The 25,670-nt window shown below is 58.7% G+C and carries 21 protein-coding genes; 11 read left to right on the forward strand and 10 right to left on the reverse strand.

From position 1 onward, the window contains the following. Nucleotides 1-571 precede the first annotated feature (571 nt). The 4 genes from ytfQ to yjfF are packed head-to-tail and all read left to right on the forward strand — an operon-like array spanning nucleotide 572 to nucleotide 5,095. The gene (gene ytfQ, locus F3J41_RS04680) at nucleotides 572-1,528 is read left to right on the forward strand and encodes a galactofuranose ABC transporter, galactofuranose-binding protein YtfQ (protein WP_166710059.1); all 957 of its coding nucleotides are present in this window, start codon (nucleotides 572-574) and stop codon (nucleotides 1,526-1,528) included. A gap of 54 nt (nucleotides 1,529-1,582) precedes the next feature. Beyond that, nucleotides 1,583-3,103 carry a sugar ABC transporter ATP-binding protein gene (locus F3J41_RS04685; protein ID WP_021506184.1) on the forward strand — a complete coding sequence of 507 codons (1,521 nt, stop codon included), beginning with the start codon at nucleotides 1,583-1,585 and terminating at the stop codon, nucleotides 3,101-3,103. Continuing rightward, nucleotides 3,096-4,112, forward strand: coding sequence for a galactofuranose ABC transporter, ATP-binding protein YtfT (gene ytfT, locus F3J41_RS04690; protein ID WP_166710061.1), 1,017 nt, complete (start codon nucleotides 3,096-3,098; stop codon nucleotides 4,110-4,112). Before F3J41_RS04685 ends, ytfT begins: the two co-directional genes overlap by 8 nt. Then, a complete protein-coding gene (gene yjfF / locus F3J41_RS04695) occupies nucleotides 4,109-5,095 on the forward strand; it encodes a galactofuranose ABC transporter, permease protein YjfF (protein WP_166710063.1) in 987 nt (328 codons plus the stop codon). Before ytfT ends, yjfF begins: the two co-directional genes overlap by 4 nt. A 473-nt stretch (nucleotides 5,096-5,568) precedes the next feature. Here the strand turns inward: yjfF and araA are convergent, their stop codons facing one another. Beyond that, on the reverse strand, nucleotides 5,569-7,059 hold the full coding sequence (araA, locus tag F3J41_RS04700; RefSeq protein ID WP_166710065.1) for an L-arabinose isomerase: 1,491 nt from the start codon (nucleotides 7,057-7,059) through the stop codon (nucleotides 5,569-5,571). A gap of 11 nt (nucleotides 7,060-7,070) precedes the next feature. Continuing rightward, a complete protein-coding gene (locus tag F3J41_RS04705) occupies nucleotides 7,071-8,756 on the reverse strand; it encodes a ribulokinase (RefSeq protein ID WP_166710067.1) in 1,686 nt (561 codons plus the stop codon). 366 nt (nucleotides 8,757-9,122) lie between these two features. Between F3J41_RS04705 and F3J41_RS04710 the strand changes: the two genes are divergently transcribed. From F3J41_RS04710 to F3J41_RS04730, 5 genes are all read left to right on the forward strand, one after another. Then, nucleotides 9,123-10,106 carry an arabinose ABC transporter substrate-binding protein gene (locus tag F3J41_RS04710; RefSeq protein ID WP_021506179.1) on the forward strand — a complete coding sequence of 328 codons (984 nt, stop codon included), beginning with the start codon at nucleotides 9,123-9,125 and terminating at the stop codon, nucleotides 10,104-10,106. A 174-nt stretch (nucleotides 10,107-10,280) separates the two neighbouring features. After that, nucleotides 10,281-11,801, forward strand: coding sequence for an L-arabinose ABC transporter ATP-binding protein AraG (gene araG / locus F3J41_RS04715; protein ID WP_058758463.1), 1,521 nt, complete (start codon nucleotides 10,281-10,283; stop codon nucleotides 11,799-11,801). Between the two features lie 17 nt (nucleotides 11,802-11,818). Next, nucleotides 11,819-12,805 (forward strand): L-arabinose ABC transporter permease AraH, encoded by a 987-nt coding sequence (gene araH / locus F3J41_RS04720; protein WP_059011077.1) that lies wholly within the window; start codon nucleotides 11,819-11,821, stop codon nucleotides 12,803-12,805. Nucleotides 12,806-12,862: 57 nt separating this feature from the next. After that, a complete protein-coding gene (gene araC / locus F3J41_RS04725; RefSeq protein WP_021506176.1) occupies nucleotides 12,863-13,780 on the forward strand; it encodes an arabinose operon transcriptional regulator AraC in 918 nt (305 codons plus the stop codon). Between the two features lie 77 nt (nucleotides 13,781-13,857). Continuing rightward, nucleotides 13,858-14,898 carry an oxidoreductase gene (locus F3J41_RS04730; RefSeq protein WP_059011078.1) on the forward strand — a complete coding sequence of 347 codons (1,041 nt, stop codon included), beginning with the start codon at nucleotides 13,858-13,860 and terminating at the stop codon, nucleotides 14,896-14,898. A 62-nt stretch (nucleotides 14,899-14,960) separates the two neighbouring features. Here the strand turns inward: F3J41_RS04730 and add are convergent, their stop codons facing one another. The 3 genes from add to malX all read right to left on the reverse strand — a co-directional run bounded on the left by add (nucleotide 14,961) and on the right by malX (nucleotide 18,842). Then, nucleotides 14,961-15,959 carry an adenosine deaminase gene (gene add, locus F3J41_RS04735; RefSeq protein ID WP_058758464.1) on the reverse strand — a complete coding sequence of 333 codons (999 nt, stop codon included), beginning with the start codon at nucleotides 15,957-15,959 and terminating at the stop codon, nucleotides 14,961-14,963. A 118-nt stretch (nucleotides 15,960-16,077) separates the two neighbouring features. Then, nucleotides 16,078-17,253, reverse strand: a complete 1,176-nt coding sequence (locus F3J41_RS04740) for a MalY/PatB family protein (RefSeq protein ID WP_166710069.1) — start codon at nucleotides 17,251-17,253, stop codon at nucleotides 16,078-16,080. A gap of 2 nt (nucleotides 17,254-17,255) precedes the next feature. After that, complete coding sequence (gene malX, locus F3J41_RS04745) at nucleotides 17,256-18,842, reverse strand: maltose/glucose-specific PTS transporter subunit IIBC (RefSeq protein ID WP_031279154.1); 1,587 nt, start codon at nucleotides 18,840-18,842, stop codon at nucleotides 17,256-17,258. Nucleotides 18,843-19,019: 177 nt separating this feature from the next. Between malX and malI the strand changes: the two genes are divergently transcribed. Further along, the gene (gene malI / locus F3J41_RS04750) at nucleotides 19,020-20,045 is read left to right on the forward strand and encodes a Mal regulon transcriptional regulator MalI (protein WP_031279152.1); all 1,026 of its coding nucleotides are present in this window, start codon (nucleotides 19,020-19,022) and stop codon (nucleotides 20,043-20,045) included. Between the two features lie 276 nt (nucleotides 20,046-20,321). After that, a complete protein-coding gene (locus F3J41_RS04755) occupies nucleotides 20,322-21,647 on the forward strand; it encodes a glycosyltransferase (protein WP_247656241.1) in 1,326 nt (441 codons plus the stop codon). A 73-nt stretch (nucleotides 21,648-21,720) separates the two neighbouring features. On the opposite strand, the gene F3J41_RS04760 is transcribed toward F3J41_RS04755, so the two are convergent. The 5 genes from F3J41_RS04760 to F3J41_RS04780 all read right to left on the reverse strand — a co-directional run bounded on the left by F3J41_RS04760 (nucleotide 21,721) and on the right by F3J41_RS04780 (nucleotide 25,666). Then, on the reverse strand, nucleotides 21,721-21,957 hold the full coding sequence (locus F3J41_RS04760) for a hypothetical protein (protein WP_058769724.1): 237 nt from the start codon (nucleotides 21,955-21,957) through the stop codon (nucleotides 21,721-21,723). A 62-nt stretch (nucleotides 21,958-22,019) separates the two neighbouring features. Beyond that, nucleotides 22,020-23,462, reverse strand: coding sequence for a methyl-accepting chemotaxis protein (locus F3J41_RS04765; RefSeq protein WP_247656242.1), 1,443 nt, complete (start codon nucleotides 23,460-23,462; stop codon nucleotides 22,020-22,022). A gap of 398 nt (nucleotides 23,463-23,860) precedes the next feature. Beyond that, the gene (locus tag F3J41_RS04770; RefSeq protein WP_166710071.1) at nucleotides 23,861-24,508 is read right to left on the reverse strand and encodes an anti-sigma factor domain-containing protein; all 648 of its coding nucleotides are present in this window, start codon (nucleotides 24,506-24,508) and stop codon (nucleotides 23,861-23,863) included. Continuing rightward, nucleotides 24,505-25,059, reverse strand: a complete 555-nt coding sequence (locus F3J41_RS04775; RefSeq protein WP_166710073.1) for a sigma-70 family RNA polymerase sigma factor — start codon at nucleotides 25,057-25,059, stop codon at nucleotides 24,505-24,507. The genes F3J41_RS04770 and F3J41_RS04775 overlap by 4 nt, the downstream gene beginning before the upstream one ends. Before the next feature lie 43 nt (nucleotides 25,060-25,102). Next, nucleotides 25,103-25,666 (reverse strand): fasciclin domain-containing protein, encoded by a 564-nt coding sequence (locus F3J41_RS04780; RefSeq protein WP_125309706.1) that lies wholly within the window; start codon nucleotides 25,664-25,666, stop codon nucleotides 25,103-25,105. Between the last annotated feature and the right edge of the window lie 4 nt (nucleotides 25,667-25,670).

The raw sequence follows: 25,670 nt of genomic DNA on the forward strand, positions 1-25,670 counted from the left end.
CGCTAATTCGCTCATCAAAAGGGACTTTTTTACGCTTTTATCTTTTTTAACGCGCATTTTCCTGCGCGTCAGGCGCGTTTTTGGCCCCGTTAACCGGGGGCTGGTGAGAAAATTTAACAGGTGCCTTAAGCGGTATTCCAGACGCTATTTTTCGCACTTTTGTTACGCTTATTTTGAAACGCAGCAGGCGCGAAAAAGCGATTTATCGGTAACGGGTGACGCACAAGGGTGCAGCTGTGATGAAACGTCAAATCGCAAGTGTGCGAACTATCACAAAACAGAACATTGCCTGCCGCGCGTATGAATAACCATTCTTTACGCGTCCGTTGTAATCGTTTCCAGTGCCTGCGGTCATAACCGCTTCTGTTTATTACAGTTATTTAACCTCCGCTGACATAAAGTACAGGCGTTTTGTCCATAAGCTGAGTCAGCTGTCTGACACGCTGATACGCGTAACCCCTTTAATTCATTCTGTTTTGTGAGGTGTGTCGCGCTTGTTTTAGCGCAATTGCGCCAGGCTTGAAGCGCGTTTGTACCCCTACAGCACACTCCCTTCAGAGGAATGAAAATTATGTGGAAACGTTTACTCTTGGCCACCATGGTCAGCGCCGCACTCAGCACATCGGTTCTGGCTGCCGACATGACGGTGGGCTTCTCGCAGGTCGGTTCTGAATCCGGCTGGCGCTCAGCCGAAACCAACGTGGCAAAAAGTGAAGCGCAAAAGCGCGGTATCACCCTGAAAATTGCCGATGGTCAGCAGAAGCAGGAGAACCAGATCAAAGCGGTGCGCTCGTTTATCGCTCAGGGCGTTGACGCCATTTTTATCGCGCCAGTGGTACAGACTGGCTGGGAACCGGTGCTGGAAGAGGCCAAAGACGCCAAAATCCCGGTGTTCCTGCTGGACCGCGCCATCGTGGTGAAAGATAAATCGCTGTACATGGCGGTGGTGACGGCCGACAACGTGCTGGAAGGCAAACTGATTGGTGACTGGCTGGTGAAAACCGTCGGTGACAAGCAGTGTAACGTGGTGGAACTGCAGGGTACCGTCGGTGCCAGCGTGGCGATCGACCGTAAGAAAGGCTTTGCCGAAGCCATCGCCGGCCACAACAACATCAAAGTGATTCGCTCGCAGTCCGGTGACTTTACCCGCAGTAAGGGTAAAGAGGTGATGGAGAGCTTTATCAAAGCCGAGAACAACGGCAAAAACATCTGCATGGTGTATGCGCATAACGACGACATGGCGATCGGCGCCATCCAGGCGATTAAAGAAGCTGGCCTGAAACCGGGCAAAGACATTCTCACCGGTTCGATTGATGGCGTGCCGGATATCTATAAAGCGATGCTGGCCGGCGAGGCCAACGCCAACGTTGAGCTGACGCCGGACATGGCCGGCCCGGCGTTTGATGCGCTGGAGAAATTCAAAAAAGACGGCACGCTGCCGCCGAAAATAATCAAAACCGAATCAAAACTGTTCTTACCGGCTGACGCTCAGGCGGAGCTGGATAAGAAAAAAGGCATGGGTTACTGATCCCCGCAACCGCCCTTCGGGGCGGTTTTTATGACGTAAGCGAGGCAGAATCTGATGAGCAGCTACGATGAAACACCCCTGCTGAGCCTCAACGGCATCAGCAAAGGCTTTCCCGGTGTCAAAGCGCTGGATAACGTGTCGTTCAGTATCCGCAAGGGCGAAATTATGGCGCTGCTGGGTGAGAACGGCGCGGGGAAATCCACCCTGATTAAAGTGCTGACCGGCGTCTACACGCGGGATGCCGGCACTATCACCCTCAACGGCGCGGTAATTGCGCCGCACAGTACCGCCGATGCGCAGCAGATGGGCATTGGCACCGTTTATCAGGAAGTGAATCTGCTGCCGAATATGTCGGTGGCGGATAACCTCTATATTGGCCGCGAGCCGCGCCGCTTCGGCATGATCGATCGCAAGCGCATGGTGCGCGACGCCGATGCGCTGATGCGCAACTACGGCTTCGCGCTGGATGTGACGCGTCCGCTCGGCCACTACTCGGTGGCGATGCAGCAGATCATTGCGATTTGCCGCGCGGTCGATCTCTCCGCGCAGGTGCTGATTCTGGATGAACCAACTGCCAGCCTCGATGCCAGCGAAGTGGAGATGCTGTTTACACTGATGGCGCAGCTGAAAGCCAAAGGTATGAGCCTGATTTTCGTCACCCACTTTCTCGACCAGGTGTACCGCATCACCGATCGCATTACCGTACTGCGCAACGGTCAGTTTATCGCCACGCGGGACACCGCCTCGCTGCCGCAGATTGAGCTGATCAAGCTTATGCTGGGGCGAGAGCTGCTGGAAACCGCACTGCAGCGCCAGGGCAGCACGTTACGCAGCAATCAGCCGGTGGTGTCGTTTGAGGATTACGGCAAGAAAGGCACCATTGAACCGTTCAGCCTGCAGGTACGGCCGGGCGAAGTGGTGGGGCTGGCCGGACTGCTCGGCTCCGGGCGCACTGAGACCGCCGAGGTGCTGTTTGGTATCCGCCGTGCCGATCGTGGTACCGCCACCATCAAAGGCAAAGTGCAGCACATCCGCACGCCGGCCAAAGCCTCGCGTCTCGGCATGGGCTTCTGCCCGGAAGATCGTAAAACTGACGGCATCATCGGCGCGGCCTCGGTGCGGGAAAACATCATTCTGGCGCTGCAGGCGCAGCGTGGCTGGCTGCGGCCGATCAAACGTCGTGAGCAGCAGGCGATAGCCGAGCGTTTTATCAAGAGCCTGGGTATTCGCACGCCGCACGCCGACCAGCCGGTGGAGCTGCTGTCGGGCGGCAACCAGCAGAAGGTGCTGCTGTCACGCTGGCTGGTGACTAAACCACAGTTTCTGATTCTGGATGAGCCGACGCGCGGTATCGACGTGGGTGCCCACGCCGAGATCATTCGGCTGATTGAATCCCTGTGCGCCGACGGACTGGCGCTGCTGGTCATCTCCTCTGAACTGGAAGAGTTGGTGGGCTATGCCGATCGCGTGCTGATTATGCGCGATCTGAAGCAGGTCGCCGAAATTCCGCTGGAGCAGCTGTCGGTGGCGTCGATCGTCAACGCCATCGCGGACGGAGGAGCACAACATGCTTGAATCGCCTATGACACACGAAAAACCGGAACGGCGGAAGCCGAAGCTGCCGCCGGGCATGCCGCAGATCGTCGCGCTGATTCTGGTGCTGCTGATCGACAGCCTGGTGGCGAATAACTTTTTTGCTATTCACATTCAGGACGGGCGGTTATTCGGCAGCCCGATTGACATTCTCAACCGCGCCGCACCGGTGGCGCTGCTGGCGATTGGTATGACGCTGGTGATCGCCACCGGCGGGATCGATTTGTCGGTGGGGGCGGTGATGGCGATTGCCGGCGCGACGGCGGCGACGCTGACGGTGGCGGGGCACAGCCTGAGTTTTATTATTCTGGCTACGCTCGGCACCGGGCTGCTGTGCGGCCTGTGGAACGGCGTGCTGGTGGCGCTGCTGAAGATTCAGCCGTTTGTCGCCACGCTGATTCTGATGGTGGCCGGGCGCGGCATCGCGCAGCTGATTACCCAGGGACAGATCGTCACCTTTAACAGTGACAGCCTCGCGTGGTTTGGCAGCGGTTCGCTGTGGCTGCTGCCGGTACCGGTGTGGATTACCCTGCTGGTGGCCGTGGCGGTGTGGCTGCTGACGCGCAAAACCGCGCTTGGCCTGTTCATCGAAGCGGTAGGCATCAACCTGCGCGCGGCGCGCAATGCCGGGGTGACCGGCTGGCTGGTGGTAATGTCCACCTACGCCATCAGCGGCGTGTGTGCGGCGGTAGCCGGGCTGATTGTCGCCGCCGATATTCGCGGTGCCGATGCCAATAATGCCGGGTTGTGGCTGGAGCTGGACGCCATTCTGGCGGTGGTGATTGGTGGCGCCTCGCTGATGGGCGGGCGTTTTAACCTGGTGCTGTCGCTGGTTGGTGCGCTGATTATCCAGTCAATGAATACCGGAATACTGCTGTCAGGTTTTCCGCCAGAGCTGAACCAGGTGGTGAAAGCGGTGGTGGTGATGTGCGTTCTGCTGCTGCAGTCGCCGCGCTTTATCGCCATGCTGCAGGGGAGACGTAAACCATGATCAAGCGTCATTTACCGTTAATGATTACCCTGCTGGTGTTTGTCGCGGGTTACCTCTTCTGCCTCAGCCAGTTTCCCGGCTTTGCCTCAACGCGGGTGATTTGCAACATCCTCACTGATAATGCGTTTCTCGGCATCATCGCCGTCGGCATGACGTTTGTGATTTTGTCCGGCGGCATCGATCTGTCCGTTGGCGCGGTGATCGCCTTCACCGGCGTGTTCCTGGCGCGCATCATCGGCGACTACCATGTTGATCCGCTGCTGGCCTTTGCGCTGATTCTGGCGGCAGGCGCACTGTTTGGTGCCATGATGGGCTGGCTGATTGATGCGTTAAAAATCCCGGCCTTTATCATCACGCTCGCCGGGATGTTTTTCCTGCGCGGCTGCAGCTATCTGGTATCGGAGAACTCGATTCCTATCGATCATCCGCTGTATACCACGTTGTCGAGCCTGGCGTGGAAAATTCCCGGCGGCGGACGTCTCAGCCTGCTGGCGGTGATTATGCTGGTGGTGGTGGCGGGGGGCATTCTGCTGGCGCACCGTACGCGCTTCGGTAATCAGGTGTACGCCATTGGCGGCAATCTGACGTCGGCTCAGCTGATGGGCGTGTCGACGCGCGCCACCACGATCAGGATTTATATGCTGTCGACCACGCTGGCGACGCTGGCAGGCATCGTATTTTCCATTTACACCTCGGCCGGCTACGCGCTGGCCGGGCTGGGCGTCGAGCTGGATGCCATCGCTTCGGTGGTGATTGGCGGCACGCTGCTGTCGGGTGGCGTCGGTACGGTGCTGGGCACGCTGTTCGGGGTGCTGATTCAGGGGTTGATTCAGACATGGATTAACTTCGACGGCACGCTGAGTTCGTGGTGGACCAAAATCGCCATCGGTATTCTGCTGTTTGCCTTTATTGCGCTGCAGCGTCTGCTGACGGTGATGTGGGACCGCCAGCAGAACGCGCCGGTTAAGCGTTTAACCTCTTAGTCGTGATCGCATGTGTCTTTTAAGAGGTGCGCAAACTGGCGCACCTTTTTTTATGCTCAGATTCGTGGATGTTAGGTGGGGTTTGCAGTTTTAGCGCTCAGAGTCGTGAAAGTTTGGTGGGGTTGCTGTTAATTGGGTGCCAGGCCCCACAAAGGCTAGCCCGATCGCAAAGAAACCCCGCATCCATGCCGATCGGCCGCGCCATCCCTGGCGCGGACGCTTTGCTATTCGGGCTGGTCTTGATGGGGCAAGTGGGACTGTCATTGCTGTAGTCAGTACGACGCTTAATGGCTGATGCAAATTCGGCTCCGGTAAAAGCGCAACCAACCTGCATTAAGGAGATCAAGGCGGCCGGGGCGACAGGGAGGTATTCACGCCGGCTTTACGTAACGCCTGCCGTTGTTGACTGGACCGCAGTTTCGCCATAAAAAAAGCCGCGATACCCTCGCGGCTTGCTTCAACATTTCAGGCTATTAACGTTTCAGGCGGTAGTACGCATCGTTCCAGCGCAGCGCATCTTTGAAGGCCGGCAGGCGCGTCTTGTCATCAATCACCAGCACTTCAATGCCGTGCAGTTCGCCGTACAGGTACATATCCTCTACATCCAGCGCCTGGCTGAACACCGTATGGTGTGCGCCGCCCGCCAGGATCCACGCTTCAGAAGCGGTGGCCAGCGACGGCTGCGCGCGCCACAGCGCACGTGCCACCGGCAGCTTCGGCAGCGCCTGCGGCTGTTCAATGGTATCGACCACGTTGACCAGCAGACGGAAGCGATCGCCCATGTCGATGACGCTGGCGTTCACCGCGCGACCCGCCGGCGTCGAGAAAATCAGACGCGCCGGATCGGCTTTACCGCCAATGCCGAGGAACTGCACATCAATCAGCGGCTTCTCCTCTTTGGCGATCGACGGGCACACTTCCAGCATGTGCGAGCCCAGTACCAGCTCGTTGCCCGGCGCGAAGTGGTAGGTGTAATCCTCCATAAACGAGGTGCCGCCGGCGCGCGTGCCGGCCTGCACTTTCAGGATGTGCAGCAGCGCGGCGGTTTTCCAGTCGCCTTCACCAGCGAAACCGTAGCCCTGAGCCATCAGGCGCTGAACCGCCAGACCGGGCAACTGGGTCATACCGTGCAGCGTCTGGAAATTGGTGGTAAAGGCTTTACAGCCTTCGCTATCGAGGAAGCGCTTCAGGCCCAGTTCGATGCGTGCGGCATCCAGCACATTCTGCCGCTTGTCGCCGTTTACAGACGCCGCCGCGCTGAACAGATACTGGCTCTCATATTCGTCGACCAGCGCGTTGACATCACCGTCGCTGACGCTGTTCACCACCTCAACCAGATCGCCGACGCCCCAGCCGTTAACCGCATAGCCAAACTGAATCTGCGCTGCCACTTTATCGCCTTCGGTGACCGCCACTTCGCGCATATTGTCACCGAAGCGCGCCACTTTCAGCTGCTGGCTGGCCTGCTTCGCCAGGGCGGCATTGATCCAGCGCGCAATACGCTGCTGGCTGGTTTTATCCTGCCAGTGACCGGTCACCACGCTGTGCTGCAGACCCATGCGCGCGCCAATGAAGCCGAACTCACGGCCGCCGTGCGCGGTCTGGTTCAGGTTCATGAAGTCCATGTCCATGCTGTCCCACGGAATTTCCGCATTGAACTGGGTGTGAAACTGCAGCAGCGGCTTATGCAAAATACTCAGTCCGCCAATCCACATTTTTGCCGGCGAAAAGGTATGCAGCCAGGTAATGATACCGACGCACTGGCTGTCGTGATTGGCCTCGCGGCACAGCGCCAGCGCTTCATCCGGTGATTTCACCAGCGGCTTCAGCTCAAGCGGCACCGGCAGCGTACCGGCCTGGTTGAGGCCGTCCATCACCTGGCGCGCATGCTGCTCAACCTGGCGCAGGGTTTCCGCTCCGTAGAGATGCTGTGTACCAATCACAAACCAGACTTTCTGTTCCATTCATCGCTCCTTTACTTAGCGGATGCGGCGCGCGCGGCGTACTGCGGTTCAGCCGCCTGGCACCAGTGTTGATAACGTTGATAAAGCTGCTGATAAGCCGCCACGCGCTGGCTGTCCGGCTGCAGCGTGACGGCAATCGGACTGGCCATCACCTGCTGCGCCGCCGGCACATCGGGGTAAACGCCGGCGGCAACGGCGGCAAAAATTGCCGCGCCCAGCGCGCAGCACTCATCGGAAGCGACAATATCCAGCGGCCGGTTCATCACATCGCAGCAGGCCTGCATGATGGCAGGGGATTTGCGCGCAATGCCACCGAGCGTCAGGATGTTCTGCACCGGAATCTGCTGCTGCTCGAAGCACTCCATGATGGCGCGCGCGCCAAAGGCGGTGGCGGCAATCAGGCCGCCGAACAGCGCCGGCGCATCGGTGCCGAGGTTGAGGTCGGTAATCACGCCTTTCAGGCGCTGGTTGGCGTCCGGCGTGCGGCGACCGTTAAACCAGTCCAGCACCACCGGCAGGTGATCGAGTTGCGGATTTGCCGCCCAGGCGTCGGTCAGCTGGCGGATCAGATCCTGCTGCAGCGCGGCCAGCTGCGGCTGTAATTCAGGATGGCGCTGCGCCGCCTGCTGCAAAGGCCAGCCGAGCAGGCGACTGAACCAGGCATAGATGTCGCCGAACGCCGATTGTCCGGCTTCACAGCCGATGGCGCCCGGCATTACGCTGCCGTCGACCTGACCGCAGATGCCTTTGATCGCGCGATCGCCCACCTGTTCGCTGTCGGCGATCAGGATGTCGCAGGTCGAGGTGCCGATGACTTTCACCAGCGTGTACGGCTGTGCGCCCGCGCCAACCGCGCCCATGTGGCAGTCAAAGGCGCCACCGGACAGCACCACCTGTTCTGACAGACCGAGGCGCTGCGCCCATTCGCCCGACAGCGTGCCGACCGGCACATCGGCGGTAAAGGTATCGCTGAACAGCGGCGAATCGAGCTGTTCCACCAGCATGGGATCGAGCGCGCGAAAGAACGCCGCCGGCGGTAAACCCTGCCACTCCGGATGCCACAATGATTTGTGCCCGGCGGCGCAGCGTCCGCGCCGCAGTTCGGCCGGTGCGGTGGTGCCGCTCAGCAGCGCGGGCACCCAGTCGCACAGCTCTACCCACGAAACCGCCGCCTCTCGCACCGCGGCATCGGCACGCGACACGTGCAAAATTTTGGCCCAGAACCATTCGGAGGAGTAAACGCCGCCGATGTAGCGGGTATAGTCGGTGAACTGGCCGCTGCGGCACAGGCGGTTGATCTCTTCGGCTTCTTCTATGGCGGTATGATCTTTCCACAGCACAAACATGGCGTTGGGATTGCTGGCGAATTCCGGACGCAGCGCGAGGACGTTGCCGTCGCGATCGATGGGGGCCGGCGTCGAGCCGGTAGAATCGACGCCAATACCCACCACCGCGGCGCGCTGCCCCGGACTTAACGCCTGCACCACGCTGACGATGGCTTGTTCCAGCGCATCAATATAATCCTGAGGATGATGACGAAAGCGGTTTGCGTGTGCATCGCAGAATTCACCCTTTGCCCAGCGCGGATAGTTGACCACCGCCTTTTCCAGCTCTTTACCGCTGTGGCACTCCACGGCCAGCGCCCGTACCGAGTCACTGCCGAAATCCAGCCCAATTGTTATGGCACCCGCGCTCATCGGGATTCTCCTGTGTGAGTTGTCTCGCTCTATCCTGGAATGGGGCGCGGGCGGCGGTTAGTCATCAGCGGCTGAGAATATGCACTTTTCTGTCATCGGCGGGGTTGTGTGATCGACAGCAAAAGTTAATGTCCGGTTAATTTTGCTGAATATATGGAGGATTTAGTCATCGTTTTGGGATGTGATACCGCTCTACATTTTTCCGCGCTTTTCCCGCTACAACTAGCCCAGCGTTTGCACAGCCTTTGTACAACCTTTGAGCTAACGCGCTGATTTTGCGCTGTACCCGAACGTGAAATCTGATTGGTAGCGTTTACACCGATTCGTTGATAACAGCGATAAAACACCATTGTGCCGGAGAGCATCATGCATAAATTCACTAAAGCACTGGCGGCCGCAGGCCTCGCCGCGCTTATGTCACAATCCGCTATCGCCGAGACCATGAAGCTCGGTTTTCTCGTCAAACAGCCGGAGGAACCCTGGTTCCAGACCGAGTGGAAATTCGCCGATAAGGCCGGCAAAGATCTCGGCTTTGAAGTGATCAAAATTGCCGTGCCGGACGGTGAAAAAACCCTGAACGCTATCGATAGCCTGGCGGCGAGCGGCGCCAAAGGCTTTGTCATCTGTACCCCGGATCCCAAGCTGGGCTCGGCCATCGTTGCCAAAGCACGCAGCTATGACCTGAAAGTGATTGCCGTGGATGACCAGTTTGTCACCGCCAAAGGTAAGCCAATGGATACCGTGCCGCTGGTGATGATGGCGGCGACCAAAATCGGCGAGCGTCAGGGTCAGGAGCTGTACAAAGAGATGCAGAAACGCGGCTGGGATGTGAAGCAAACCGCCGTGATGGCGATTACCGCTAACGAACTGGACACAGCGCGCCGCCGCACCGGTGGCTCGATGGCCGCGCTGAAAGCGGCCGGCTTCCCGGAGAAACAGATTTATCAGGTGCCGACCAAATCCAACGATATCCCGGGCGCGTTTGACGCCGGTAACTCGCTGCTGGTGCAGCATCCGGAAGTGAAGCACTGGCTGATTGTCGGCATGAACGATAACACCGTGCTGGGCGGCGTGCGCGCCACCGAAGGCCAGGGCTTCAAGGCACCGGACGTGATCGGTATCGGCATCAACGGGGTGGATGCGGTAAGCGAGCTGTCGAAGGGCGCGCCAACCGGCTTCTACGGTTCCCTGCTGCCGAGCCCGGATGTGCACGGCTATAAGAGCAGCGAAATGCTCTATAACTGGGTGACCAAAGGGCAGGAGCCAGCGAAATTCACCGAAGTGACCGACGTGGTGCTGATCACCCGCGACAATTTCAAAACCGAGCTGGCGAAGAAAGGGCTGATGTAAGTCGGTTATAAGCCGTCCTCAATGTGATGTTAATTAACAGGCAGCCGGCATAGTTCGTGCTGTAGCAAGGCGGCAGGCACGTTTATCCCCGGGAGCTTACTGAAGTCAGTGACCGGGGTAAATGTGTGCAGCCAACGCCGCTACGGTGCGAAATATGGAGGCTCAGGAGTTCCCATGAACACGGATCCAGCATTTCTGTCATTTCATGGCATCAGCAAAACCTTCCCTGGCGTGAAAGCGCTGCAGGATATCTCTTTTCAGTGCCGCGCCGGGGAAGTGCACGCGCTGATGGGAGAAAACGGCGCGGGCAAATCCACGCTGTTGAAAATCCTCAGCGGCAGCTATCAACCCAGCGGCGGCGAAATCCGCATCAAAGGCACAGCGAAAAGCTTCAGCAATACCGTTGATGCGCTGGATGCCGGTGTAGCGATCATTTACCAGGAGCTGCATCTGGTACCGGAAATGAGCGTGGCGGAGAACATCTATCTTGGCCAGCTGCCGCACAAGCGCGGGCTGGTTAACCGCAAGCTGCTGCGCTACGAAGCCGGTCTGCAGCTGAAAAATCTTGGCATGGATATCGATCCCGACATGCCGCTGAAATACCTGTCGCTCGGTCAGTGGCAGATGGTCGAAATCGCCAAAGCGCTGGCGCGCAACGCGCGCATCATCGCCTTTGATGAGCCGACCAGTTCGCTGTCGGCGCGCGAAATTGAGCATCTGTTCCGCGTGATTCGCCAGCTGCGCGAGCAGGGCCGGGTGGTGCTGTATGTGTCGCATCGCATGGAAGAAATTTTCGCGCTGAGCGATGCCATTACGGTGTTTAAGGATGGGCGCTACGTGCGCACCTTCACGGATATGGCCAATACCCACCATGACGATCTGGTGGAGGCGATGGTCGGACGCAACCTCGGAGATATCTATGGCTACGCGCCACGTGAGCTGGGCCCCGTGCGTCTGCAGCTGGACAAGGTGGAAGCGAAAGGCGTGCGGATGCCGATATCGCTGACGGTGCGCGCCGGAGAAATTGTCGGTCTGTTTGGACTGGTCGGTGCCGGCCGCAGCGAACTGATGAAAGGGCTGTTTGGTGCCACCCGCCTGCGCGCGGGCACGGTCACGCTGGACGGTAAGCAGCTCAACATCCGCGAACCGATTGATGCCATCCGCGCCGGCATCATGCTGTGCCCGGAAGATCGCAAAGCCGAAGGCATCATCCCGGTGCACTCGGTGCGCGAGAACATCAATATCAGCGCGCGCCGCCACAACCTGAGTGCCGGCTGTCTGATCAAGCCGGGCTGGGAAGCGAAAAACGCGGACCACCACATTCGCTCGCTGAACATCAAAACGCCGGGTGCGCATCAGCTGATCATGAATCTGTCCGGTGGCAACCAGCAGAAGGCAATTCTGGGCCGCTGGCTGTCGGAGGAGATGAACGTGATCCTGCTCGACGAACCGACGCGCGGCATTGATGTCGGCGCCAAACATGAAATCTATAACCTGATTTATCAGCTGGCGAACAAAGGGATCGCGGTGCTGTTTGCCTCCAGCGATCTGCCCGAAGTGATGGGACTGGCCGACCGCATCGTGGTGATGCGCGAAGGTGAGATTGCCGGTGAACTGCCCCACGACGCCGCCACGGAGCAGCTGACGCTGAGCCTGGCCATGCCGAAAACCACTCAAGCGGCCGCCGTGGCCTGAGGTAAAGGAGAGTAAAAATGGCTTCATCTACCACGTCCAATACGCCACCGGTGCAGCGCAGTGGCCTGCAGCTCGGGCGCATCTGGGACAACTTCGGCATGCTGGTGGTGTTTGCGCTGCTGTTTATCGTCTGCGCCATCTTCGTGCCTAATTTTGGCACCTTTATCAACATGAAAGGGCTGGGCCTGGCGATGTCGATGTCCGGCATGGTGGCGTGCGGCATGCTGTTCTGCCTCGCCTCCGGCGATTTCGACCTGTCGGTGGCGTCGGTGATTGCCTGCGCTGGCGTCGTCACCGCCGTGGTGATCAACATGACCGAAAGCCTGTGGATCGGCGTCGCCGCCGGCCTGCTGCTCGGTATGGCCACCGGCTTCGTTAACGGCTTCGTGATTGCGCGTCTCAAAATTAACGCGCTGATCACCACGCTGGCGACCATGCAGATTGTGCGCGGCCTGGCCTATATCTTCTCCGACGGTAAAGCGGTGGGGATTGAGGATGAGCGCTTTTTCACCCTCGGCTACGCCAACTGGCTGGGCGTGCCGGCACCGATCTGGCTGACCATCGCCACCATGATCGTGTTCGGTTTCCTGCTGAACAAAACCACCTTTGGCCGCAACACGCTGGCGATTGGTGGCAACGAGGAAGCGGCGCGGCTGGCCGGGGTGCCGGTGGTGCGCACGCGCATCATCATCTTTATCCTTTCCGGGCTGGTATCAGCGGCGGCCGGCATTATCCTGGCTTCACGCATGACCAGCGGTCAGCCGATGACCTCGCTCGGCTATGAGCTGATCGTCATCTCCGCCTGCGTGCTGGGCGGCGTGTCGCTGAAGGGCGGTATTGGCAAGATCTCCTACGTGGTCGCCGGGGTACTGATTCTGGGTACCGTCGAGAATGCGATGAATTTATTGAATATCTCGCCATTCTCACAGTATGTGGTGCGCGGTTTGATACTGTTAGCGGCGGTGATCTTTGACCGTTACAAACAAAAAGGCAGAACCGCCTGATCCCGCGGGCGCAGCCGCAACGCTGCGCCCCAACGTCACGCGAACCGGGAGATCCTTATGTACCACCGCGAAGCGCCGAGTGAACAGCAAAATCCGTTACTGCCGGGCTATCCGTTTAACGCCTGGCTGGTGGCCGGCCTGACGCCAATCAACGCCGGCGATCAGCTCGATTTTTTTATCGATCGCCCGCACGGTATGAAAGGTTACATCCTCAATCTGACCATCAAAGGTCAGGGACGGGTGTTTGACGGGGCGTCAGCGTTTGACTGCGAGCCGGGCGACCTGCTGCTGTTCCAGCCGAAAACGCCGCACTACTATGGCCGCGCGCCGGACAGTCCGTGCTGGCACCATCGCTGGGTCTATTTCCGTCCGCGCGCCTACTGGACCGACTGGCTGCAGTGGCAGGATCAGAACCAGGGCGTTGGCCGGCTGCGGCTGCCGGATGCGCTGCGCGCCGAATTTGACCGTCTGTTTGCCAGCATCGAACAGACGCACAACTCCGGACGTCGCTTTGCCGAGGAGCTGGCGATGAATCTGCTGGAGCGTCTGCTGCTGCGTGCGGTGGAAGAGGATCCGCGCAGCCATCAGCAAATTCGCGATCCGCGCGTGATTGAAGCCTGCCAGTACGTCACCAATCATCTGGCCAGCGAGGTGAAAATCGAGGAAGTGGCGCGCCACGTCTGTCTGTCGCCGTCGCGTCTGGCCCACCTGTTCCGCGAGCAGATGGGGATCAACCTGTTGCGCTGGCGCGAAGATCAGCGGGTGATCCGCGCCAAGCTGCTGCTGCAAACCACTCAGGAACCGATCGCCTCGGTGGGGCGCGAGGTCGGCTATGACGACCAGCTCTACTTCTCGCGCGTGTTCCGCAAGCGGGTGGGCGTCAGTCCGAGCGATTTCCGCCGCCGCAGTCAGGATGCGCACGACGCGCTGGTGGCCCAGGAGAGCTGGCAACCGGCACGGAGTGCGATCTCCTGAGCTTTCAGGTGATTCCGCCTTGTTCTTAATGACTGATTCGTCTTAAATCAGTCAGGTCACGAACAAGAGGAATGAGAATGAGCGATAAACTACGTGTCGGCCTGATCGGCTACGGATTTGCCAGCAAAACCTTCCATGCGCCGCTGATCGCCGGTACGCCAGACGTTGAGCTGGCGGCGATCTCCAGCAGCGATGCCAGTAAAGTGCACGCTGACTGGCCGTCGGTAAAGGTGGTGGCCGATCCGCAGGCGCTGCTGGATGACCCGACGCTGCACCTGATTGTAATTCCTACCCCGAACGACACCCATTTCCCGCTCGCCAAAGCGGCACTCAATGCCGGCAAGCATGTGGTGGTCGATAAACCGTTTACCGTGACACTGTCACAGGCGCGCGAACTCGACCAACTGGCGAAAGCCAAAGGGCTGCTGCTGTCGGTGTTCCATAACCGCCGCTGGGACAGCGATTTCCTGACGCTGAAAACGCTGCTGAACGACGGTACGCTGGGCGAGGTACGCTATCTGGAATCGCACTTCGATCGCTTCCGTCCGGAAGTGCGTCAGCGCTGGCGCGAAATGAAAGGCCCGGGCAGCGGGATCTGGTTCGATCTTGGACCGCACGTGCTGGACCAGGCGTTGCAGCTGTTTGGACCGCCGGTGGCGATCAACGTCGACATGGCTGAACTGCGTCCGGGCGCGCAAACCACCGATTACTTCCACGCGGTGCTGACTTATCCCACCCGGCGCGTGGTGCTGCACGCCAGCATGCTGGTGGCCGCGGAATCGGCGCGTTTTGTGGTGCACGGCACGCGCGGCAGCTACGTCAAGTACGGGCTCGATCCGCAGGAAGACCGTCTGAAAGCCGGTGAACGCCCGCCGCAGGAAGACTGGGGTTACGACATGCGCAACGGCACGCTGACGCTGGCCGAAGGCGAGGTGATGGTGGAGAAAGAGCTGCTGACGCTGCCGGGGAACTATCCGGCCTATTATGCGGCGATCCGCGACGCCATTGCCGGTAACGGTGCCAACCCGGTTACGGCGGAAGAGGCGATTCAGGTGATGGAGCTGATTGAGCTTGGCCTGCAGTCGGCGGAGAAACGCCAGACTCTGTCACTGAAGTAAACCGGACGGCGTTATCGCCAGCCGATCAACAAGGAGCGCAATCTGCGCTCCTTTTTTATGGCTTATGCCGCCACGCGCTGGCGCAGCGCGGCTTTCTCTGCCTCGGTTAAAAAGGCGATGGCAATACCGTTCTCCTGCGCCTGGCGAATCTCAGCGGCGCTCAGGCCCGCCTGCGGTGCAGCGACCTCATATTCATGCGCCAGCTCAATGCCCTGTACCGCCGGGTCGTCAGTGTTGATGGTTGCCAGAATGCCGTGCTGCAGGAACGCCTTCAGCGGATGGCTGGCCAGCGAGGCCACGGTGCTGGTCTGAATGTTCGACGTCAGGCAGGATTCAACGCCAATGCGCTGTTCGGCGAGGAAATCCATCAGCGCGCGGTCTTCAATCGCTTTGACACCGTGACCGATGCGCTCAGCGCCCAGCTCGCGGATCGCCTGCCAGATGCTCTCCGGTCCGGCGGCTTCACCGGCATGTACGGTGATGCGGAATCCGGCATCGCGGGCGCGGTTAAAGTGGCTGAGGAATTCGCTGCCCGGGAAGCCCAGTTCGTCACCGGCCAGATCGACGGCAGTGATGCCGTCGCGGTGCGCCAGCAGACCTTCCAGCTCGCGCAGGCAGGCTTCTTCGCCGAAGGTGCGGCTCATGATGCCAATCAGCTTCACATCAACGCCATACTGCTGTACGCCCGCGCGCACGCCATCAATCACCGCTTCCACCACGCCGGCAATCGGCAGCTGATGGTTCATTGCCATATAGCCCGGGGAGAAGCGCAGCTCAGCGTAATGGATACCGGCCTGCGCGGCGTCAGCGACGTTTTCCAGCGCAATGCGGCGGCAGGCGTCGAGATCGCCCAGCACTTTGACGCCCCAGTCAAGCTTCTGCAGGAAGCTCACCAGGTCCGGCTGGTTGGCGGTCACCTGCACGTGCGGACGCAGCGTATCCAGCGTATCGGCGGGCAGTGCAAGATTGAACTGGCGACCTAAATCAAGGATGGTCTGGGCGCGGATATTGCCATCGAGGTGGCGGTGAAGGTCGGTGAGGGGAAGTTTCGCATCAATCATGTCGCACTCGCTGAATTAACGTAAAGTGCAGACCATTATAAAAACATCTTGCGCAACCGCGCCAGTGATTTGCGCAAACCGGGCAGCGGATGCTGAATTAATCAGCATCCGCCCCCGTTCAGAACGATTGCAGTGCGGCAATCAGCCGGTCCAGGCCGTCATCCAGCTTGCTGCGCGGGCAGCCAGCATTGAGACGCAGATAGTTGCGGCTGGCACTGCCGTAAGTACTGCCCGGCATGATCGCCACCTTATGCTGGTGGATCAGCCGCTGCTGCAGCGCGACGTCATCAATGGCCAGCGGTGCGATGTCAATCCACGCCAGATAAGTAGCCTGCGGCGGTTGCCAGTTGAGTCCGGCAAACGCTGCGTTCAGCCGTTGCGCAATGTGCTGCATGTTGGCGCGCAGATAATCGCGCAGCGCGTCGAGCCAGGGTGCGCCGTGACGGTAGGCGGCAATGGTAGCAGCCAGCGCCATCACCGCCGGTGACGACAGCCCATCCTGCTGCTTCAGCGCGTGAAACCATGCCCGGCGATCGTCCGCGTCCGGAATCATCCCCCAGGCGCCGGTCAGCGCCGGAATATTGAAGCTCTTTGAGGCCGAGGTAAACAGCGCCCAGCGGCTTTGCGCCACTTTGCACCACGGCGTGTGACGCGCCGCGCTCAGCACCATATCCATATGGATTTCATCGCTGATCACGCTCACGCCATGGCGTGCGCACAGTGCCGCCATCTGCTCCAGCTCCGCGCGCTGCCACACTTTGCCGGTGGGATTGTGCGGGCTGCACAGCAGCATCACCTTACAGCGCGGCCGCGCCAGCAGGGTTTCCAGCTGAGCCATATCACAGTGCCATGTCTCGCCAGCGCGCTGTAACGGCAGTTCCAGCACCCTGCGCTGGTTGCCGGCGATCGTCTGGTAAAACGCATCATAGGCGGGCGTGTGAATCAGCACTTCATCATCCGGCTGCGTCCAGTGGCGCAGCAGCTGCGCCACCATGTAGATCACCGACGGGCCGTACACCAGCGATTCCGCCGCAACCTCGCATTCGAAGCGGCTGCGCATCCAGTGCTGCAGGGCGGAGAGGAAATCCTCGTGCTGCCAGCGGCTGTAGCCCAGCACGCCGTGATTCAGCCGCTGCTGCAACGCGTCAATGATGCAGGGAGCGGTGGCGAAATCCATGTCCGAGATGGTGAAAGGTAGCAGATCTGGCACGCCAAAGCGGTCGGCGACAAAGTCCCACTGCGTGCACCAGCTGCCGTGGCGATCCACCACCCGATCAAAATTAAACGCCTGCATGTTTACACCGTCGCGCTCATCAGATGGGCCATTTCATCTTTAACCGACTGCACCTGCGGGCCAATCACCACCTGCAGATTGGTCTGGTTCAGGTGCACCACGCCGATGGCGCCGTTGGCTTTCAGCGCGGCATCGTCGACCTTGCTCATGTCGGCCACCGACAGGCGCAGGCGCGTCAGGCAGTTATCCAGCGAGGTGATGTTGTCAACGCCACCCAGCGCCGCGAGAATCGCTGGCGTGTTGTAGCCGGATTTGCCCACGCCGGCGCGGCTGACCTGCTGCTCAACGCGGCTGGTTTCTGCTTCGCGGCCCGGTGTTTTGATGTTGAAGCGGGTGATGGCGAAACGGAAGATGGCGTAGTAACCCACAAACCACACGGCGGCAATCACCGGCACCCAGTACCATTTGGTCGAAAGGCCGTGCAGCACGCCAAACACGAAGAAGTCGATCACGTTACCGTCGGTATTACCAATGGTCACGCCAAGCATTGCCATCACGGTGAAGCCGAGACCGGTCAGCAGCGCGTGGATCAGATACAGTACCGGTGCGACAAACAGGAACAGGAATTCGATCGGTTCAGTAGTGCCGCCGACCACGCAGGCAACCACGCCCGAAATCAGCAGGCCTTTAATTTTGTGCCGGTTTTCCGGGCGCGCGCAGTGATAAATCGCCAGCGCTGCTCCCGGCAGGCCGCCAAGGAATGCCGGCATTTTACCCTGCGACAGGAAGCGGGTGGCGCTTTCCGCGAAGCCGTGAGTTTCCGGACACGCCAGCTGCGCCTGGAATATGGTCAGCGCGCCGCTGACGCTGTGACCACACACCTCCATGGTGCCACCGGCATCGGTAAAGCGAATAATCGCTACCAGAATATGCTGCAGGCCAAACGGCAGCAGCAGACGTTCACCGGTGCCGAAGATCATCGGGCCGAATTCGCCCGCGCTGTTGATCATCCAGCCAAGACCGGTGATCGCGCGCGCAAAGAAAGGCCAGATCAGCGGTACCACCAGCCCCAGCAGGCCCATCACCACGGTAGTGATAATCGGCACAAAGCGCGTGCCGCCGAAGAATGCCAGCGCATCCGGCAGGCGAATATTGTGAAAACGCTCGTGCAGCCAGAACACCACAATGCCGACAATCACCGCGCCGAGAATACCGGTGTCGATGGACTGAATGCCGAGAATGTTCTGCACGTTATTGGCTTTCAGCACCGCCGCATCGGTAGTCGGCAGAATCCCGTTGATGTTCAGCCAGAAGTTAACGCTGAGATTGAGCACCGCAAAGCCGACGAAGCCGGCAAATGCCGCCACGCCTTTGTTTTCCCGCGCCATGCCCAGCGGGATGGCGATGGCAAACATCACCGGCAAATAGCTAAAGGCAAAGGAGCCGATTTTCGCCATCCAGATAAACAAATATTGCAGGAACGGCTGGTCGAGCAGCGGGATCAACGTCAGTACATCATGGCTGCTGAGTGAACTGCCGATCCCTAACATGATGCCGCAAAACGACAGCAGCGCCACGGGTAGCATGAAGGTTTTCCCCAGGCTCTGGAAAAATTCCCAGAGCGACATTTTGGGTTGGCTGTGAGGCATAGTCTCTCCTGGCTAAAAAGTAACAAGCGGGTAAAGTGGTGGGGGATGATAAAACGTTTTATCACGGCTTTTTGTGGTGATAATCACAAAGCGTGACGAGCATCAGGCTTTATTTTTATGTGAATCAGTGTAACGTTTTACCTCTTTGAATTTTCCGGCAACGAATAGCGTCACACTATGTCCCAGCAAAAAATCACCATCCATGATGTCGCGCAGGCCGCTGGCGTATCGGTCAGCACGGTATCGCTGGTGCTGTCCGGCAAAGGGCGTATTTCACCCGCCACCGCCGCGCGGGTGAATCAGGCGATTGAGCAACTCGGCTATGTGCGTAACCGCTCAGCCTCCATGCTGCGCGGCGGTGAGAGCGGGGTGATTGGCCTGATCGTGCGCGATCTCAGCCAGCCCTTTTATGCGGCAATGACGGCGGGACTGAGCGAGGTGCTGGAGCAGCAGGGCAAAGTGCTGGTGCTGACGCAGAGTGGCCAGCACGGCCAGCATCTGCAGCGCTGTTTTGATTCGCTGGCGGCGCAGGGCGCCGATGGCATTGTGCTGGGCGGCGCGGTGGCGCAGGCGGAATCGCTGCGGCTGCAGGCGCAGGAGCAAAATATTGCGCTGATCTGCGCCGCGCGCGCCAGCAGTCTGGAAAAAGTCGATTCGCTGCGTCCGGATAACAGCCAGGCGGCGCGGATGGCCACCGAGTATCTGATCAAACAGGGGCATCAGCGCATTGCCTGGGTGGGCGGTCTGGGTTCCTCACTGACGCGCGCCGAACGTATCGGCGGCTATTGCGCCACGCTGCTACAGTACGGTTTGCCGTTTCGTCCGGACTGGATTATCGAATGTGACGATCGCCAGCAGAGTGTCTCTGCGCTGACGCAGGCGCTGCTGCATCAGCATCCGCGTATTACCGCTATCCTGGCGCACAATGCCAGCACCACGCTCGGCTGCTATTTCGGCGCGCTGCGCAGCGGCCGCACCCTCGGGGAAGATGCCGTGGACAGTTACTACACCCAGCAGCTGGCGCTGGTCGGCTTCAATGACGATCCGCAGCCTGAGCTGAACGATCCGGCGTTGACGTTTGTCAGCAGTGAAGCGCGCATCGTCGGGCGGCGTGCGGCAGAACGCATATTACAGCGCCTGGCGCAGCCACAGGCCGATGTGCAGACGTTAATCGTGCCGCCGCAGCTGGTGCAGGGCCGCTAAGCCTGTCGCCCGCCCGGCGTCAGGTCATCCCTTGCCGCGTTTCTGTTACCGCTGCTTACCGATTGTCAGCCGTCCTGTGATCATCGTTCTGCTTATGCATTGCGGGCCAGCAGAAAATAAAGATTAAACTTCGGCATCAAATCCTGACACGAAATTGTCATAATATGGCCAGCGTTAAATAAAAATCAACGCGTTAGCCATTTTTATAAATTACGCGAATTTTGTATTGATTAATATTCTTTACCGGCCGCGCCTGAATTTTATTCAGGCTGGCTGATGTTATTACCTGTCACAAAATGTGTATTTTCTTATTGTTTAGCGAGGGTTTACTTGCTCGCTGGATTTGTGACTGGCGAGGAATATACTGCCAGTTATGCTTATTTTTCCTGTGCCGGGGCACGTATGAAAATAATCGTAAATGGGAAAGGTTATCCGGAAAAGAGAAATATCATCGTCAACGATTTACACCATTATCTCAATCTGAAATATAAAAATATCTGGTTTTATCGTAACGCCGTCAGGCAGAAAATCAGCAAAGCCAATAAGTTGTTTATTTTCGCGCCGCTACCGTTCTCGGTGCCGGACGATGCACAAATCATCCATCTTTTTAATGAAGTGGCCTGCACGAAAAAACGCTGGATGGCGACATTTGAAACCGAAATTCCGCGCGTGCTGCTGGTGCCGGGCATGGCCAAACTGCATAATCCACAATTGCAGAAACAACTCAAACTGATCGCGGCACCGCAGTGTACGGCGCTGCTGGCTATTTCCGACGCGACGAAAAAGATTCAAATCAAGCTGTTACAGGCGTTTCCGCAGCAGGCTGCAGCCATTTTGCCCAAACTGCATACGCTGCATCCGCCGCAGGCAATTATCTGTGATCGGGTCAGGCCGGTGAATCAGGCGAAGCTGACGTTCAGCTTTGTCGGCAATGAGTTTTATCGTAAAGGTGGGGCGGAAGTGGTGCTGGCTTTTAGCGAGTTGCTGGCAGAAGGCATCATTCACCCCGACAGCGTGCAGGTGAATTTAACGGGCAACCTGAAGCATCGCTATAATATCGCGCACGGCGCGCAGCAGGATGACGCGCAATTTCATCAGCGGATTGAAGACCTGATTAATCAGCAGACAATCTTCAGGCATGAAACATTTTTGCAAAATGATCGGCTGATGAAAATGCTCGAACAGACCGATGTGGGATTATTACCGACCTGGCAGGATACCTACGGCTTTTCAGTGCTGGAAATGCAGGCGTGCGGCTGTCCGGTCATTACCACCAATGTGCGCGCACTGCCGGAAATAAACCCGGCTTCGGCCGGCTGGCTTATTGATTGTCCGTTGAATGATATGTTTGAAATCGCTATCGCTTCAGCGCAGGAGAAACAGGTGATCAGGGCCAGAATTATTGCGCAGCTCAAACAGATCATCACGCAGATGATGGCGCAGCGCGAGGCGATCAGCACCCGCTCGGCGCGGGCGCTGCAAAGAATTAAAGACCAGCACGATCCGGCGCGCTTTCGCGCCAGCCTGGACGCTTTTTATCAGTTAGCTGGCGAGGCCGATCGGGCCTCAGGCGTAAACGCACCAAAGCGAGTGGATATATGACCGGCCGGTTTAGCCGCTTCTCATCAACCCTGGGGGCAGAGCGGCGCTGGCCTGACGGCCAGCGCCAGGTGAGTTAACGTGCTTTCGTCGTCAGATCAAGAAAGGGATGTTTGCCCGCCAGCAGCAGCAAAAACTCATATTCTCCCTGACTGAGCGGGGAGGGTTTTGCGGTGGACTCCTTCATCTGCCAGACGCGCAGGCTGAGGTCGAAGCGCTCCGCGGCAAGCAGTTGTGTCATGCCTGCGGCAATACGCAAGTCGCGGACATCGGTTTGAACCGGTACAAGGTGCTGCAATAATTGATGACTCATAAATTTTTCTCTTATTGTGGCCTTTCCCTGGCGGTGTTGTTATGTGCTGCACGCAGCGTCGGTCAGAGGCTGGCAAGGCTGGCCGCAACAGCAGCGGTGCCGGTGCCGGATGTTGTTAACCCGGATTGAGCCCCGGGCGGTGGGCTGTCAGAAAAACGAAAATGGCTGATGACCGCAGAGAGCGTTTCGGTGCGGCCATTCAGGCTGCCGGCAGAGGTGGCGATCTCTTTCACCAGTGCAGCATTCTGCTGCGTGACGCGGTCAAGATCGTTGACTGCCAGCGTCACCTGGGCAATGCCTTTACTCTGTTCGTCTGACGCCAGCGCAATCTGGCCAATCAGCGAGGTGACGGCAGAAACGCTTTGCGTGGCGCTGTCCATGATGGCGCCGGCGCGCTGTGCGGTCTGCGTTCCCTCACCAACGCGCGTCACGGTGCCATTAATCAGCCCTTCGATCTCCTTCGCGGCGCTGGCGCTGCGTTGTGCCAGCGTGCGCACTTCAGCTGCCACCACGGCAAAGCCGCGTCCCTGCTCGCCGGCGCGGGCGGCTTCAACAGCTGCGTTCAATGCCAGAATATTGGTCTGAAACGCGATGCTGTTAACCGTGGCGGTAAACTGGCGGATTTTATCGGCTTCGGCGGCGATATCGGCCATCATCGCTGACACGCTTTTGACCAGCGCTTCGCCGTCGCGCGTGGTGCGCGCCGCATCCTCAGCCAGCTCGCGCGCTTCGCCCGCACTGTGGGCATTTTTCTCTACCGTGGCGCTAAGCTGCTCCATGCTGGCGGAAGTCTGCTCCAGCGCGGCGGCCTGGCGGGTAGTGCGATCGGACAGATCGACATTGCCGCCGGCAATATCCGCTGACTCCTTGCGCAGCACCTCGGTGGTGTCACGCACGGCGCGCACCGTGGTCAGCAGGCTCTGCTGCATCAGCTGCACCAGCGGAATCAGCTGACCCACGCAGTTGCGGCCAAAATCCTGTGGTTCGCGCGTAAGATCGCCAGCGGCGATGCCGCGGAAGTGCTCGCGCAGCGAACCCAGCGGCCTGACCAGATGCGTGACCAGAAAACGGTCACAGAACAGCAGCAGCGCGAGCATCAGCAGTGCAGCAATGCCAAAGGCCATTTGCAGACGCTGGCGATCGGACTGGTCGGCATGGTTATTCGCTGCGATGTCGCGCTGCAGCAACTGCAGGCGCTCAGCCGCAGGCACCGCAAAGTCAGCCGGCGATGCGGTGAGGGCGGTACGCAGCGGCGCCCAGTCGCTATCGACCGGGGCATCGGCCGCTACGGCCGCTTTTGCCGCCGTGGTTCCCGATGCCATCACTAAACTGGCGCGATTGAGAAACAGCAGCTGGCTGGTCAGGGTGGCGTTATGCAGTTCGCGCTGATGCATGTCGCGCAGCACCGTGCTGCCATAGATCCCGGCCAGCGCCACAATCAGCAGCGCCGCGACCAGGATGCACTGCACAACCCGGCGAATGGTGAAGTTTTTAAGAAATCGCATGGTGAGTTTCCCCGGTGTCGTTTAAGACACAATGGTGTCGAGCGTTATTATTTATTGTTCGCGATAATATCGCGTACTATGGTTTAGCGTTTTAAGCATGGCAGGGAATTCTGAAAAAGAAAATGAATCGTCGATAAAATATTTCTTTCCGCAAGATGCGTTAAATTAATTTTCATGCTGACGATATCAGCCCGGCCGCAGCATTAAACATGGCGAAAAAGTAAATAATGATTAATCGTTATTTCCGTTTGCTGAAATAGTATTCTCCACGACTTAATAATTTGCATTAAGTCACGCGCGGCTATTTTATTAACCCTATCCGTTAATATCCGCCCGGCGTAACACGTCTGAATAGCATGCCACGCTAACGTGGTCTTTTTTGCCGCGACCCTGACAATTTATAAATTCACACTGTACAGCACCGGGCCAGTAGGACGTCCGGTTGGCGAACCGCCGTGCGGCTCAAGACTGATCGCCAGCGTCGCCTTAACCAGCGACTGCTGTTTCTCAATCGGATACTGCTGCGGCGCACTTCCGGTGACCAGACCGAGTGAAACGGGCGCCTGGCCAGGCGGAATCAGCCACAGTTCCAGACTCTGATCCGCCCTGACCGCGCTGACCTGCAGCGGCGCCAGACTGATCACGTCCTGCCGGCGGCTGGCGCTCACCACCCATTGCTGACTGTGTTGCGCATCGGTCAGTACCGCCAGCGGCGTCATTGCCGGCTCGCGCAGCCAGTATGCCGACAGCGCTAATCCCAGCGCGACACAGGCGGCGGCCAGCCACGGCAGAGTGCGACGCTTTGGCGCAGTGCGTGTTTGCGGTGGCAGGGAAAGCACGATTTTTTTCCATAGCGTTGCCGGCGGCGTGACGGGCGGCTGCGCCAGATCGAGTCCGGCTAACAGCGTTTGCCAGTGCGCCACGCGCGCTGCCAGCGCCGGCTCGGCCTGCAGCCGGCGCTGAAAACGCAGGCGTGCGCTGCCGCGCAGGGTGCCGAGGGCGTATTCTGCAGCCAGGGCTTCGTCTCGCTGCACCTTGTCGCTCATAGTCCTACGCACTCCCGTAAATGTTCCATCCCGCGTCGAATCCAGCTTTTCACCGAGCCCACCGGCTGCTGCAGCCATCCGGCGATGTCCGCATGTGACAAGCCCTGATAGTAGGCCAGCGCGATAGACTGACGCTGCTCACTGCTGAGATGCTTCATACACTGGTGTAAGCGGGCGACCTGCGGATCGCACTGCTCATCAATGCGGGTGTCATCCAGCGCGCTGCTGTGTTCGTCGAGCCAGGTTTCGTCAGTGTTAAATTGTCTGGCATAGCCGCTGCGCAGCCAGTCGATGCAGCGGTTACGCACAATGTGCGTCATCCAGGTCAGCGGCGAACTTAGCGCACTGTTAAATGACGCGGCGTTGTGCCAGATGGTGATATAGCACTCGTGCAGAATCTCTTCCGCCCACGCCCGCTGGCGTAACATGCGCAGCGCTACCGCAAACAGATGCGGGGAAGTCAGCCGGTACAGCTGTTCAAAAGCCAGGCGATCGCTCTTCGCGACCGCCTGTATTAAGGCTATTTGTTGCTCAGCCTGAGACGCGTCCATAATACTCCTGGCGGGTTTATTTAACCTTACCGAGTATAGACAGTTATTCAGGCATCAAAACAGTATCAATAACATCAATCACGCCATTTTTCTGGTTAACATCATAAGTGCTGATATTCGCCACATTACCCTGACCATCTTTCAGCTGAATATTGTGCGGACCGTTGTTCATAATCCACAGCGGCTGACCATTCACCGTTTTCAATTCGGCTTTACCGCCACCCTGTTTAATTTTTTGCTCCAGCGCTTTCATATCATATTTACCGGCGACCACATGGTAGGTCAGCACGCTGGTGAGTTTGGCTTTGTTTTCCGGTTTGAGAAGTGCATCAACGGTGCCGGCAGGCAGTTTGGCAAAGGCGGCGTTAGTCGGCGCAAACACCGTAAACGGGCCTTTGCCCTGTAAGGTATCGACCAGACCCGCGGCTTTAACGGCGGCGACCAGCGTAGTGTGGTCCTTCGAGTTCAGGGCGTTTTCAATAATGTTTTTTTGTGGATACATTGCCGCGCCGCCTACCATCACCGAATCGGCGTGCATGGCCGCCATCGCAGCGTTCGCGCCAAGCAGGGCGGCAGACAGGACGGCATAACTGATTAACTTTTTCATCATA

It is taken from the genome of Pantoea sp. Ap-870, assembly GCF_011752515.1.
In the GTDB taxonomy this organism is placed as follows: Bacteria; Pseudomonadota; Gammaproteobacteria; order Enterobacterales; family Enterobacteriaceae; genus Pantoea; species Pantoea dispersa.